Source organism: Scytonema sp. UIC 10036 (assembly GCF_009725235.1).
Map to the genome: position 1 here is coordinate 1 of NZ_WJFC01000085.1, position 14,643 is coordinate 14,643.

At 39.0% G+C, this 14,643-nt stretch carries 13 protein-coding genes and 1 tRNA gene; all 14 read left to right on the top strand.

Annotated elements, in window-relative coordinates; all coding sequences use genetic code 11:
* Nucleotides 1-115 precede the first annotated feature (115 nt).
* The 14 genes from F7734_RS32115 (at nt 116) to kdsB (ending at nt 14,568) form a co-directional block, all read left to right on the top strand.
* Entirely contained in the window at nt 116-991 is an 876-nt protein-coding gene (locus tag F7734_RS32115; RefSeq protein WP_155748641.1) for a M48 family metallopeptidase, read from the top strand.
* A tRNA-Leu gene (locus F7734_RS32120) sits at nt 970-1,053 on the top strand. Before F7734_RS32115 ends, F7734_RS32120 begins: the two co-directional genes overlap by 22 nt.
* A gap of 788 nt (nt 1,054-1,841) precedes the next feature.
* Complete coding sequence (locus F7734_RS32125) at nt 1,842-2,108, top strand: hypothetical protein (protein ID WP_155748607.1); 267 nt, start codon at nt 1,842-1,844, stop codon at nt 2,106-2,108.
* Nucleotides 2,109-2,580: 472 nt separating this feature from the next.
* Nucleotides 2,581-3,396: a WecB/TagA/CpsF family glycosyltransferase gene (locus F7734_RS32130; protein ID WP_155748608.1), complete on the top strand. Its 816-nt coding sequence runs from the start codon at nt 2,581-2,583 to the stop codon at nt 3,394-3,396.
* Between the two features lie 179 nt (nt 3,397-3,575).
* Complete coding sequence (locus F7734_RS60955; RefSeq protein ID WP_166482285.1) at nt 3,576-3,725, top strand: hypothetical protein; 150 nt, start codon at nt 3,576-3,578, stop codon at nt 3,723-3,725.
* Nucleotides 3,726-4,165: 440 nt separating this feature from the next.
* On the top strand, nt 4,166-4,975 hold the full coding sequence (locus F7734_RS32135) for an ABC transporter permease (RefSeq protein WP_207714269.1): 810 nt from the start codon (nt 4,166-4,168) through the stop codon (nt 4,973-4,975).
* 2 nt (nt 4,976-4,977) lie between these two features.
* The gene (locus F7734_RS32140) at nt 4,978-6,300 is read left to right on the top strand and encodes a polysaccharide ABC transporter ATP-binding protein (protein ID WP_155748609.1); all 1,323 of its coding nucleotides are present in this window, start codon (nt 4,978-4,980) and stop codon (nt 6,298-6,300) included.
* A 15-nt stretch (nt 6,301-6,315) separates the two neighbouring features.
* Nucleotides 6,316-7,005, top strand: a complete 690-nt coding sequence (locus F7734_RS32145; protein ID WP_155748610.1) for an acyltransferase — start codon at nt 6,316-6,318, stop codon at nt 7,003-7,005.
* Between the two features lie 62 nt (nt 7,006-7,067).
* Nucleotides 7,068-7,922, top strand: a complete 855-nt coding sequence (locus tag F7734_RS32150) for a glycosyltransferase (RefSeq protein ID WP_155748611.1) — start codon at nt 7,068-7,070, stop codon at nt 7,920-7,922.
* A 27-nt stretch (nt 7,923-7,949) separates the two neighbouring features.
* Nucleotides 7,950-8,942 carry a KpsF/GutQ family sugar-phosphate isomerase gene (locus F7734_RS32155; RefSeq protein WP_155748612.1) on the top strand — a complete coding sequence of 331 codons (993 nt, stop codon included), beginning with the start codon at nt 7,950-7,952 and terminating at the stop codon, nt 8,940-8,942.
* 174 nt (nt 8,943-9,116) lie between these two features.
* Nucleotides 9,117-11,195, top strand: coding sequence for a carbohydrate-binding protein (locus F7734_RS32160; RefSeq protein ID WP_155748613.1), 2,079 nt, complete (start codon nt 9,117-9,119; stop codon nt 11,193-11,195).
* Nucleotides 11,196-11,243: 48 nt separating this feature from the next.
* Entirely contained in the window at nt 11,244-12,704 is a 1,461-nt protein-coding gene (locus F7734_RS32165; protein WP_243147206.1) for an MBOAT family O-acyltransferase, read from the top strand.
* Nucleotides 12,705-12,736: 32 nt separating this feature from the next.
* Complete coding sequence (locus F7734_RS32170) at nt 12,737-13,768, top strand: hypothetical protein (RefSeq protein WP_155748614.1); 1,032 nt, start codon at nt 12,737-12,739, stop codon at nt 13,766-13,768.
* A 68-nt stretch (nt 13,769-13,836) separates the two neighbouring features.
* Complete coding sequence (gene kdsB, locus F7734_RS32175; RefSeq protein WP_155748615.1) at nt 13,837-14,568, top strand: 3-deoxy-manno-octulosonate cytidylyltransferase; 732 nt, start codon at nt 13,837-13,839, stop codon at nt 14,566-14,568.
* The last annotated feature ends 75 nt before the right edge of the window (nt 14,569-14,643 follow it).

The window sequence follows — 14,643 nt, forward strand, 5'->3', positions numbered from 1 at the left end:
CCGTTCATACATCCTAACTCTCTTCCTTGTCCCCCTTGTCTTCCTTGTCCCCCTTGTCTCCCTTGTCTGTTCAAAAAGCTATACTATCAATGGTATGGTTAAAAATGCTTTCCCCATGTTACTCCCCAAAACTCAACTGATTGGTCTCAAAGCCGATTCATTTCGCCATCCACTGGATCTGGAGGCAACTCAAGCACTTAAGCAGGTGCCCGGAGTTGATATGATAGTACGGAATATCTTGGGACCTCTGGCGGAGCAGGTTTTTTACGTAGAAAATATTGCATCAAGTGTTCTCGTGGGTGAAAAACAACTGCCTCACTTACACCAGTTGTTACTAGACGCTTGCAAAATATTAGATATCGAGCCACCTCAATTGTATGTGAAACAGCATCCAGCACCCAACGCTTATACCTTCGCCATGCGGGGGAAACAGCCCTTTATTGTGGTACATACTTCTCTCATTGATATGCTGGAGCCAGAAGAAATTCAGGCGGTTATTGCTCATGAGTTGGGACATCTCAAGTGCGATCACAGTGTTTACTTGACTCCGGTAAATATATTGATATTGGCTGCAGCAGTGGTACCAAATATTGGATCTTTTCTTGCTCAGGCAATACAGGCACAGCTTTTGGAGTGGATACGTTGTGCTGAGTTTACTTGCGATCGCGCCGCATTGTTGGCAACTCAAAATCCCAGGGTTGTGATGTCGGTGTTGATGAAACTAGCAGGTGGTTCCCCCACTCTGGCACCTCAGCTTAACCTGGATGCTTTTATTGCCCAGGCTCGTGCTTATGATGAGATTAGCAACACAGAATTGGGTGAAATGGTGAAAGTTACCCGGACATCTCAATTGACTCATCCAGTACCCGTACTGAGAGCTAGAGAGATAGATCGCTGGGCAAGCAGCAAAGAATATCAAAAGTTGTTGCAAACTCAAAAAATAGGTTATAATAATGAAGTTCCTACCAAGGGCGAGTGGCGAAACTGGTAGACGCACCACACTCAAAATGTGGCGACCTTGCGGTCATAGGAGTTCGATTCTCCTCTTGCCCACTGAATCAGTGACCAGTAGTAGGGTGGACAATGCCCACCGTTGTTACCAATGTGAAGAGTAGGGTGGGCAATGCCCACCTCTTGTAGTTTATGTGAAATATTTTTACGAACATTATTACCTATGTGAAGAGTTTGCACAGTCAATCTCTGAATTCTGTGTAAGGAGGAGTAATGTTTTCGATCTGCCTTGTTGCAGTGAGATATTGTTTCAACTAGACACCGATAGGCGGTTATCTATAAAGGAACATGAAAACCATTCTTTGGTTATACCATGTCCTTTATCCAATCGCCAATCCTTTGTTCATGGGTTTTAGTGGCTGACTTATGTGTGGTTTTTTCTATTGACACGTCTGTTTCCGGATAACTGCTTAAACAGTGTGAATACAGTTAGTAGTATAAAGTTTTTGTAAAGATAACCGTGTTCTTTGCAATTCAGTTTGTTTCTTTTGGTTGACACTCAACTAGCATATCTCTATAGATAGAGAATGCAAGCCGAGCGATCGCTTCCCTTTTTAAAAGTTTTCTGAAGCTGAATGTTGAAGGGGTAAAGAATTTGTTATCCCTACCTATTTATGGAGGTTAGTGAGATTTTTGTGAAGGTAAATTATAACTTTGTAACAACAGCTACAAGTTATGTGTTGCTACAGTATGTTTGTTGAATTGCCTAGAGGATTTGACAGTGTAATGTCGGTGAATTATAATGTAGTAGTACAGCCAATAATTCTCATACAAAAAACTTTTAGTTTTAGACACAGTATCATTTCTTAAATTAAGAGAGGTTAACCACAATGCGATTGAAAAGATGGGAGTCTCCTCGCCGAGAAGGCAGGAATAATAAGGGTAGGGGTGGTTCTGCAAGACAGCGCCAGTTAAAGAAACAGCAGCAAATGCTTAGAAAGAAACTGAAAGAGGGCGAGCTGCTAGATAATGACAAGCGAAATAAAAAGAGTGGTGAAGCAAAGGGGGGAAGAGAAACAAATCTTCTCCCCTTTTTTCTTTTTACAGGCAATGCTATTGATGTAGCTTTCTGTATGGTGTACGAAAGTGAAAGTTAGATAAAGTTGGTCACGAAGTCGTTCTGGCAGATTGATTCTTATTTATGAAAAATTTATATTGTCCTTTCGGTTACGATTCAAGTTTTTTAAAAAACTGGTTCTAGTGGCTAAATTATTTTAGCTTTAGCTGCAAGATTGATAATGTATTTCTTTGTACGTAGATATTTTTACTCGAGCAAATCACTCTTGTATAAAAATTTGAAAAAGCCAATATGAAGTAAATATAAAGTTTTGCATAAAACAAATAATAATGTCCGATTTTGGAGTAAATTACTATACAGGCTAAGTGAAAATATTGAATACCAGGGAAATCAGTAATTTACTGAAAGAGCTAATGCATCTCCGCGTGTTAACTTCCGACGATGCCCCAAGCTGAGAAGAAAGTCCAAAGCGACATAACTAGCCATCTTCAATCTTGAAAATTGCCAAGTCGGTGTGTTGATAATTTGCTGGACACAAGGAGTAGTAACTTATGGTAGGAAGGTTTTTTCTCCCTACTCAGAGAGTGCTTGATTTTCCTATCACTGCTTTACAGTTTGATGACCAAATACGGACAATACTGAGGTGGGCTTCAGCTCGTGAGAGCAAGACAGTATGTGTAGCCAACGTACATATGTTGATGGAAGCTTATTGGAACCCTGACTTTGGCACTGTATTACACAATGCAGACCTTGTCACTCCTGATGGTATGCCTTTAGTTTGGATGATGAGGCTTTTAGGCGCACATTACCAAGATCGCGTAGCAGGAATGGATATCTTATTAAAGACGTGCAATCTTGCTCAAAAGCAGAATGTCAGTGTATTTTTCCTCGGTTCTCAAGCAGAGATTCTTTCTCGGATAAGAAAAAGGTTAGAAACGGAATTTCCTAACTTGCAAATTGCGGCAATGGAACCCTTGCCTTTTCGTCCTCTAACTCCAACTGAAGACGAAGCACTTATTAAAAGAATTAACTCCAGTGGTGCTGGATTGGTGTTTGTGTCCCTTGGATGTCCAAAACAAGAAAATTGGATAGCCCAACATAAGGATAAAATTCAAGCAGTGATGATTGGCTTGGGCGGTGTTTTTCCTGTTTATGCAGGAATTCAAAAAAGAGCACCCCGCGTAATGCGGGATTTGGGGTTAGAATGGCTATTCCGTTGGTTGCAAGAACCAGGTCGCCTTTGGCATCGCTATACAAAGACTATTCCACCGTTTATATGGTTGGCTTTTAAGCAACTGTTGACATCCAGTGATGTTATTAGTACGCCATTTCATATCCGCGAACGGTATTTGGGATGGAAGAATTAATCCTCTTTCATCGCTCTAGCTAAGTATGTTTGCTGTTGTTTATTCTGCATTTAGTAAATAAAAGCACAAGCTCCTTTTGGAGTTGTTCGAGAGCACTTGCTTTACTGTCGTGGCTTTCCTGAAGCAATCAATGGAGCGCAGAGAAGAGAATTCTCACAATCGTTCGCAAAACATTTGAGATGACTAATTCTCCGGGTATGACTGAATTTATGATGCAGAGTACAACAGCAATCATCATTTCTCAAACTCACGATTGGGATTCATGTTACAAGCAACTTTATCCGGAAGGAACAACAAAGTTCACAAAAAGTCTAAAAATTTATCCTTAGATGTACTAGGAGGTTAGATTGCTTAAAACCATACAAAAGCGGTAATTTCACTGATTTTTCTTCAAGAAAGAGCCTAGATAACAGTCAATTTTCTGGTAAAGATGTCTGAAATACTTGCCAATCTGCCGAGAACGTATGACAAGATGAGTTGGAGCTACCACACAAGAGTAGAAACTGAGTAAGCCCATATACTCAGCTTTTTAGAAGTTCTTTTTCTGGCAGGGGCAGTAGCTGTAGTCATGAATTTTAGGGCTATCCAAGACTTAGTTTGGTCAGATAGTTAGGTAAGTCAAGTGAATTAGACTGATGCACAAAAAGAGGAAATTCATCGCATCATGACACAAAATAGCCAACAGTATACTAAACAAAATCATGGCTCGACTTCTCCTAGGAGAGGTTCTTCAAAAAAATACAGAGTCGTGCATCGACCAGAAAGTAGGATGAGACATCCGCTTGAGTTGTTTAAAGAAATGGGGCGGGACTTGCTGGGGTCGCGAGAACTAGCTTGGCGACTTCTGATTCGAGATCTCAGCGCTAAATATCGCCAATCATTTCTCGGTGTTTTATGGGCTTTTCTCCCTCCAATCGTAATGGCAGCTGGCTTTACAGTCGCCAAAGGAAGTGGGGTTATCAATCTTGGAAACACGGCTTTGCCTTACCCCGCTTACGTTATGTTCAGCATGACTCTATGGCAAACTTTTGTAGAAGCATTGAATGGTCCGGTGCAAGCTGTAACCTCTGCAAAAGCAATGTTATCAAGGATAAATTTTCCCCGAGAAGCGCTCATTCTTGCCAAGTTAGGTGAAGTATTTTTCAATTTTGGAATCAAGCTGATCTTAATTGTGGGCTTGTTTGTGTTCTTTAAAATACCAGTGGGTTGGAGTGCAATTCTGGCACTAGTGGCACTTATTCATCTGATAGCATTTGGAACATTTCTCGGCTTGCTGTTAGCACCAATAGGTGCTCTCTATCAAGATTTTACAATGGGTCTAACACTCTTCACTGGATTTTGGCTGTTTCTCACTCCAGTCGTATATCCAATTCCCGGTGATGGCGTTTTTGGAAGCATTGTCAAGCTCAACCCAGTCACGCCTCTGTTAGTCACAACGCGAGAATTAGCGACTACAGGGGTCATATCCGATCCCCAAGGGTTTTGGATAGTCAGTTTAATTACATTTGTGGGGCTACTGCTAGCTTGGATTATTTATCGTCTCGCAATTCCCTATGTAGTAGAAAGGATGAGTTCTTGATAATGAAGAGTATTACTGAGCGCGATATTTCAGTGAATCCACAAAATTCTGAAAATGAAGTCATTCTCTCTGTTAATGGGGTTTCCAAAAAGTTTTGTCGGGATTTGAAGCGGTCTTTAGTTTATGGTGTTCAAGATATCTTTTCTGAGTTAGTGGGGCTACGTGAGAAAAATGATAATTTACGCCATAAAGAGTTTTGGGCGCTAAAAGATGTTAGCTTTCAGTTGCGTCGGGGAGAATCACTAGGCTTAATTGGAAAAAATGGCAGTGGAAAATCGACTTTACTGCGGATTGTTTCTGGTCTGATTAAACCAGACACCGGCTTTGTAGAAGTGAACGGTCGGCTAGCACCACTGATTGCCTTGGGCGCTGGATTTAATCCAATATTGACAGGGCGAGAAAATATTTACGCTAACATGGCTATTTTGGGTCTGACTAAAACAGAAATTGATGAGAGATTTGATGCAGTTGTTGAGTTTGCAGAAATAGGGGATGCAATTGATTCTCCCGTACAGTCTTACAGTTCTGGAATGGCAGCAAGGTTAGGTTTTGCCAGTGCTATTTATACAGAACCCGATATCCTCTTGATTGATGAAGTTTTGGCAGTGGGAGATATGAAATTTCGGATCAAGTGTTATCGGAGATTGGCAGAACTGCGTCAGAAAGGGACTTCTTTCATTTTGGTTTCTCACAGCCCACAATCGATTCTTTCAATATGTGATTCTGCTGTTTATTTATCTCGGGGAACGCTGATAGCGAGTGGTGAAACACTATCTGTGATGAATCAGTATGAAAGCGATTTATTTTTAAACACTTCAACAACTCACCAAGGAACTATGACATTTCCCGAAAAGAACCCACAAAGTAGTTCTGGAGTTGATATTACATACCTTTGCTTTAAAAACGAGCAAGGAGAAGTTTTGGATTTTCCTGTTACAGGGGAGCCAGTTAATTTTTGTATAGGTTGTAAAGCTCATAGGAAGGTTGATAGTTTAAACGCAACGGTGATTGTATCTAACACTGGAGCTGAAAATGAAAGAGTGCTCTTCTTAGAGAGTGATAAGAAAAGTAGCGATCTAACAGTCTTGCCAGGGGATTTTGAACTCCGGTTACATATGCCTTGCCTTGGGTTAAAACCAGGAGTTTACACTGCAAAATTAAACGTAGCTGAGGGAATATTAAATGTTTTTGATGCAGTAGAAACTTTTGTTTTTTCTGTTAAGAGTGAGGCCAACATGAATCAATGTTTGTACTATCAGCAAAGAGAATGGAAAGTTGTTAAAGATTCAGTTTCTCCAATTTCTTTGAGGAAGAGTTCTCAATAAGGATTAGCGATCGCTATGTTACTAAAGCATTTGATAAGTATTTGCGACAAAATTGAGCAACGATACGGTAGTTTAAAACACCGTGTCCTTGAGAATAATTATCAACAAGACATGGGAAAATATGGTAAAAATTGTAGTCTTGGTAGCAAAAGTTTAATCAAAAGCAATTTGAATCAGTTGTTTTTGAGTGATGATGTCATTATAGAAGATTATGCCACTCTTGAATGCAGTCTTGAAAATTCTGCTATCCATATCGGCGATCGCTCAACCGTTAGGAACTTTGCAATACTTAAATCTATGCAAGGTCAGATAAAAATTGGACGTGATTGTAGCGTCAATCCTTACTCTGCTTTATTTGGTTGTGGGGATTTGATAATAGGTGATTTGGTCAGAATAGCAACTCATGTGGTTATTAATCCTGCCAATCATTTATTTGATGATATCAATATACCAATAGATTACCAACCTTTAACCAATAAAGGCGTCATTATAGAAGATGATGTCTGGATAGGAGCAGGTGCGATCGTTCTTGAGGGCTGCACCATCGGCAAAGGTTCTGTGATTGGTGCTGGAACAGTAGTTACCAAAAGTGTAGAACCTTATTCTGTAGTTGTTGGTGTTCCTGGAAGAATTATTCGTAAAAGAGGTGAGCCTAGAAACAAGAATAACATAAATGGTACAGACAAATCTCTACTTATGCGCTAACTCAATTTATATTATTTAGTGCATAAGAAAATATTTACCAATAAATTTACAGTGTTTTAGCTATGAATACACAAGAACGAGTTAGGGTTTTTATTGGATCTGGAGAAGCCAGTCTTTTAGAAAGAAAAGTGTCAATTTATTCTTTAAGAAAACATAGTAGGAGAAATTTAGATATTTATGTTTTTAATGGAACTCATAATGCCGTTGAACTGAATGATGGAGAACCTTTTCCAGCACCCATGCCCCTCCATATTAAATACCAAAATATCACTGAGTTTAGTCTCTATAGATATTTAATTCCTCAAATTTGTAACTACCAAGGCAAAGCTATTTATATAGATTCAGATACTATTTGCCTGACTGATATTGGCGAACTTTTTGACACCAGCCTAAATGATTTTGACTTTTTAGCAAAGAAAGACGCTTACGCCAATAATGGTGCAGATCTTTGGGGGTTAAGCGTCATGCTGATAGATTGTGAAAAATGTAAGTTCGACCTAGAAAGCATATGTGCTGAAGTTACTAAAGGTTTATACACGTATACAGACTTCTCGTGCATGAGTTCAACATTCCTAGCTTATCATTCTTACAAGATTGGTGAACTCGATCCAAAGTGGAATGTTTTTGATTACTACGACAAAGACACCAAATTAATTCACTATACAAATCTTTATACTCAACCTTGGAAGCATCCAAATCATCCATATGGAGAACTGTGGTTTGATTACTTCCGAGAAGCTATGTCTGCTGGGTACATTACCGAACGCGATATTGAATTAACTCTAGTGCGTTCTTATGTCAGGCAGAATTTATTAGAAGGAAACTCACCTAAAGCAAACTCTAGTAATTGCATTAAGGAAACGATAAATTTTGCTAAGGCATCAGTACGGAAGCTTTGGAAGGTTCAAGTTGCTTAAAAGTCCTCTTATTGAAAAATCTTTTGTATGAACTCACTTATCACCTCTATTCCGGTTCACCAGACTGTTGCACTCCTCAAATTAGAGGCAGATGCCATAAATAAAGCTGCTGAAAGGTTACAGGCTGACCAATTGGAACAAGCATTAACACTGTTGACGCACTGCCAAGGTAAAGTCGTGTTGACAGGAGTTGGTAAATCTGGAATTGTTGCTCAAAAAATTGCTGCCACGTTAAACAGCATTGGTACTGTGTCTGTTTGTTTGCATCCTTGCGATGCTTTACACGGTGATTTAGGTATAGTCACGGCTAGTGATGTAGTGATTTTGCTGAGCAACAGTGGTGAAACGGAAGAATTAATTCAGATGATTCCTCATCTCAAGCATCGACAAGTAGCCATGATTGCTATCTTGGGCAACATTCGCTCTACAATTGCAGAACAAGCAAATGTTGTTTTGGATGCTACTGTCGATCGCGAAGCTTGTCCTTTGAACTTAGCTCCTACAACGAGCACAACGGTTGCTCTTGCTATTGGAGATGCTCTGGCAATGACCTTAATGCAAATGCGAGGTATTACGCCTGAAGACTTCGCTTTCAATCATCCTGCTGGGCGATTGGGCAAGCGATTGACATTAAAGGTTGAGGATCTCATGTGCAAAGGTTGTGACAATCCCATTCTGCAACCTCAAGCTTCTTGGATTGAAGTCGTGAGTGTTATTAGTCAAGGCGGTTCGGGAGCAGTCAACATTGTTGATGAAACAGGTCAGTTGATGGGTCTAATTACTGACGGAGATTTACGTCGATGGGTGCAGAAAACCAATCCAGAAGAGTTGCAGAGCTTGAATGCCGGAAGAATAATGACCATCGATCCAGTGACTGTAACACCAGATACCTTAGCTTATGATGCTCTCAAGTTAATGGAAGATCGTCCTTCCCAAATTTCTGTTTTACCTGTGGTCGATCTTCAAAAGCAATGTCTGGGATTGATTAGGCTTCACGATATTATTCGCATTGGCTTATAAATTCTAAGCACCGTTTTTCATACTACTTCTATAGAGCAAAGCTAAATATTATTTAAACCGTATTGGTGTTAGTCATAAGTGTGAATTTTCCTATTATTCCGTGCTTGGCAGAGTCTTCAGTTTTACCCCTAAATTGTAAACTTTATCAGCATCGCGGAAGCTCGATATCACGATATGTCTTCTATTAGAGTACAGGCAGAAGATTATTTTGGTTACTACGATACTACATCTGGTAATATTGGAGGGCAGTATCGTTTTGATGATGTAGATATCTCCGCTAGCGGAGATATTGGTGGCACTTCAGGTGTAGGTTGGATTGCATCCGGAGAGTGGCTAACTTACAACATTAACATCCCTACTGCCGGAGATTATCAAGTTGTTGGTCGCGTTGCCTCTGCAATCAACACAAATCACAGTTTTAAGGTTAGTGTTGGCGGGCAAAGCGCAACAGTGAATTTTGGCGGGACAGGTGGTTGGCAAAACTGGCAAAATGCTCAATCTTTAGGACAGTTCAAACTCAGTGCAGGGCAACAGTCATTACGGTTTGATGCTCTGACAAGTGATTTCAATGTTAACTACTTCGAGTTAATTCCTGTTTCAAACTCAAGTCCACCGCCCGTACCTTCAATCCCAAACAGTTCACCAATTCGCATTCAAGCTGAAGACTATAGAACGGGTGGTCAGAACATCGCGTACTACGACACTACACCTGGTAATAGTGGAGGTCAGTATCGTTTTGATGATGTAGATATTGCTGCTAGTGGCGATATCGATGGCACTTCAGGTGTAGGTTGGATTGCATCCGGGGAGTGGCTGACTTACAACATTAACGTTCCTACTACCGGAGATTATCAAGTTGTTGGTCGTGTTGCTTCTGCATTTCAGGCAAATCACAGTTTTAAAGTCAGTGTTGGCGGGCAAAGCACAACAGTGAATTTTGGTGGGACTGGTGGCTGGCAAAACTGGCAAAATGCTCAATCTTTAGGACATTTAAAACTCAGTGCAGGGCAACAGCAATTACGGTTTGATGCTTTAACAAGTAATTTTAATGTTAACTACTTCGAGTTAATTCCCGTCTCTAACACACAAAAACCTTCTCTCAATCTTGGTAATATCATCCAAGGTGGTACTGGTGGTAACATCTTTAATGGAAGTAATGAAATTGATACCATCACATATGCTCAAGCCAAAGCTCCTATCGTTGCCAATCTGAATACTGGTGTTGTCTCCCACAAATTCGCCACTTCAAGCAATCACCCTTTCAAAATCATGCCTCTCGGTGATTCTAACACTTTTGGTATGATTGAATGGGACTCCGGTGCCTACCGTGATGATTTGTGGCATTTATTGAAAAATGGGGGTCACAATATCAATTTCGTTGGTCCGCGCTCCACAGGTCCTCAAGGCTTTGACAGAGACAATGCTGGATTTGGTGGGTGGCGAATCAGAGATATTGCAAGTAACAATGATGGCAATGGTAATGTCAATATTTGGTTGGATACATACAAGCCAGATATGGTACTTTTGACCATCGGTACCAATGACATCCTTAAGAATGACGACATCAATAATGCACCTACTCGTTTGAGTAATCTCATCGATCAAATTACCAATAAAGTCCCTAATGCTCAAGTTTTGGTAGCTTCAATTGCACCGATTACTACAAACCCACAACAAAATCAGCAAGGCAAAGATTTTAATTTTGGGATACCTAACGTCCGGAAAGGTGTATCTCAGATAGTCTCTGATAAAGCGGCTTCTGGGAAAAAAGTGTCTTTTGTTGATGCTTATAATGCGTTAACACCTAACGACTTACAAGACAAAGTTCATCCCACTCAAAATGGTTACAACAAAGTTGCTCAAGTTTGGCACAAAGCAATTCTTAATACTGATATCGCGAAAGATAAACTTAATAGTATAGAGAACATAATTGGTTCTTCTCATAACGATACTTTAGTAGGTAATGCAGGTGTTAATGTCCTGAATGGTGGAGGTGGTAATGATTTATTAATAGGAGGAAATGGCGCAGATAGATTCGTCTTATCTACAGGACAAGGAACTGATACCATTACTGATTTTTCAGTTGGTCAAGATTTGCTAGCACTATCAAATGGCTTAAGTTTTGGACAGCTAAATATTATGCAAGCAAATAACAGTATTGATACCTGGATTAACTTTGGTAACGAACGATTAGCTGTACTGAATGGGGTACAAGCTAACAGCATCACATCTAATTCTATTATGAGCGCTTAGCACCACTAGTTTACTCAAGGAACAAGATGGCTTAACATTCTTGTTCCTTTGAATTCTTCTTCATTCAAAAAATCAAAAATATTTTTTATGAATTTTAATTCTTTTGATTTTGTTATTTTCTTTTTGATTGTTTATACTATTTACTGTTGTTTAAGAAGCAACTACAAAGCTCAGAATACGTTACTGCTAATTGCTAGTACTATATTTTATGGGTACTGGAGCTTAAGTGCTCTCTTTCTTTTTTTTATATCTATTTTATTGAATTTTGTCATAGCTGAAAAGATTCAAGACAATCGAGAAAAACCTGCTCGAAAAAACCTTTTATATATTTGTATAATTTTTAACTTAGTATTAATAGGAATCTTTAAATACTTTAACTTCTTTTCACACAGTCTACATAAAATATTCAGCTTAAGTGGAATATATTTAGATTGGGTCACATTAAATATCCTTCTACCTTTAGGCATTTCTTTTTATACCTTTCAATTAATGAGCTATGTTATAGATGTTTACAGAGGAGATATCAAGCACGTCAATAATTTATTTGATTTTGCGCTATTTATTTCCTTTTTCCCACAGTTAGTAGCAGGTCCTATCGAAAGAGCTAATGACTTATTGCATCAATTTAATTCTGAGAGAACAATCAAAGCAGAACAAGTTCATGCGGGTTTATTTCTCATAATTTGGGGATTTTTTAAAAAAGTTGTCATTGCTGACAATTTATCAATTATTGCCAATGAAATTTTCAACAATTACACCCAGTATAAAGGAGCGATCGTTATCGTTGGCATCCTTGCCTTCACATTTCAAATCTACGGGGATTTTTCTGGTTATTCTGATATCGCACGAGGGATAGCTAAGCTGATGGGCTTTGAACTAACATTGAATTTTAAATTACCTTATTTTGCTCTCAATCCCAGTGATTTTTGGTCTCGTTGGCATATATCCCTTTCTGGATGGCTGAGAGATTATCTTTACATCCCTCTTGGAGGCAATCGCCAAGGTAGTTTCAATACATATCGTAACTTATTTTTAACAATGCTTTTAGGTGGTCTTTGGCATGGAGCGGCTTGGAACTTTGTGCTTTGGGGTGCCTATCAGGGATTTATTCTCATCGTTTATCGTTTCTTTGATAAAAAATCAAAACATCAAAAGTTGCAAGGTCGCAAACCACCATGGTTCCTAACCTTAAGCCAAATGTGTTTGATGTTTCTTCTTATAAACATTGGGTGGGTTATGTTTCGTTCAAGCTCTTTAGACCAAACTTGGTCTATTCTTACCAATATTGGATTGACTCCTTCAGAACACAGTTTCACCTTTACTTACGAGTTAATATTTTTCTGCCTTCCCCTTATTCTCGTTCAGCTATGCCAGCATTTCAGCCGAGATTTACTGATTATAACCAAACTTAAACCATTCTTTTACATCCCAATTTACAGTTTATTTATTATCTGGATCTCTATTTTTGGAGTTCGTGAATCAGGTGAATTTATTTACTTCCAATTTTAATTATAGACCCACTTTAAATTACTTATAAACAAATGGCTCAACCTCCCAATCAAAACCTACCAACAGAGATTATCAAGCCAATTAAATTTCGTACTATTATCTTCTCTATTATATGGATTATCATTTTTGTTATCACCGCAAATTTTGCAGCTAAATCGTATTTGGAGAAATATACAACGAATAGAGGCGATTGGTTAATTAGATCTAAATGGGAACTGCTTCTCAATTTGCAGAAGCCTGTTGACTGGTTAATACTGGGAGATTCTAGCTGCAATCAAGGAGTTGTTCCAAGTATCTTTAACAAAGTGTTAAATACAACTTCTATTAATCTTTGCACCATAGGTAACATGACTAGTTTAAATGATGCATGGATGTTAGAAACATATTTGAATAAATTTCCACCTCCCAAGCATATTCTTGTTGTTCATGTACCAGAAGTTTGGAGCCGTGAATTTCAGATATCATTGCTTGCAAAAATACCATTGCCTTGGGGGTATTGGCAGCAATTAGAACCAAAAATTCAATTAAGTTTAAAAAAGCAAATGATGATTTTTATCGAAAAATATATACCTTTCTATTCATCAAATCGTACACTGGCGAAAATTTTAATGTTTCCCATAGATTCTTTTAAACTCAGTAGTAATTTCAAACTTGAAAATGATGGATTCATGATTTGGGAACAAGCTAACCCTAGTTATGTTGAGCAACAGAAAGAAGAACAAATAAACAAGGTTAAAAATTCTGATTTTAATCTTTCTTCTCACAATCGTTTAGCTATAGATAAAATGATTGATTTAGCAGAAAAATTTAATGTTGATATTTACTTAGCTAGCAGCCCAATTTATCAAGAATTGTATGAAAACGAACAGTTCCAAGCTTATTTCAATCAAGTTCAAAAAACATTGAATGTCTATGCCGAGAAAAGCCCTAGAATGCATCAGATTCAAAAACCTATAACTTTTGCCAAAGAACAAATGGAAAATGCCGATCATGTAATATACGATTCTGCCAAAGTATATACCGAACAACTCCTAACAGAAATTGTTTCACTGCAAAAGTCATGATTCAATAAAATGTTTCCAAATTTTGCAGCGAAAATATTACTATCTAACAACGTTTCTACGAGTCTATTATGAATATTCTTGCAGTCATTCCCGCCCGATACAATTCATCTCGTTTTCCAGGTAAACCCTTAGCACTCATTGGCGATCGCCCAATGGTACAGCGAGTTTATGAAGCAGCTAAAAGCTGCTCTGATTTCACTAAGGTTGTCGTCGCGACTGACAGCCAAGCCATCGCTGATTGCGTGCTTCAGTTTGGTGGAGAGGTAGAAATGACTCGTTCTGACCATGCGACCGGTACAGACCGAGTGGCAGAGGTTGCTCAACGTTATCCCAACATGGAAGTTGTAGTCAATGTTCAAGGCGATCAACCCTTTGTTACAGGTCAGATGTTGTCCCAGTTAGTTTCTCCTTATATTGCTGGAGAATTGCCTGCCATGACAACATTAGCGTGTCCTCTCAACCCTGAAGTAGCCTATTCTGACCCCAATACTGTCAAAGTTTTGTGCGATCGCAAAAGCAACGCCCTTTACTTTTCTCGCGCTTCTATTCCCTACTTCCGTAATTCTGGGAATGCACCCGTGTTTCATCATCTCGGACTCTACGCTTTTGAAAGGAATTTTCTAGCGCAATATGCTCAAATGACACCCACTCCATTAGAAGAGTGTGAAGCCTTAGAACAACTGCGAGTCTTAGAACATGGGTTTGACATTCGGGTATGCCTCACAGAAAAGGCAGTTTTGGAAATTAACACTCCTGATGACTTAGTTCAAGCACAAAGCTCAATTCTTGCTAGAGTTTGATGCAAAGAGTTGCATTTAAGCGATCGCAGGACAGGCAAATACATCCCTGAAAAGGGATTTACCACATTCACCCTT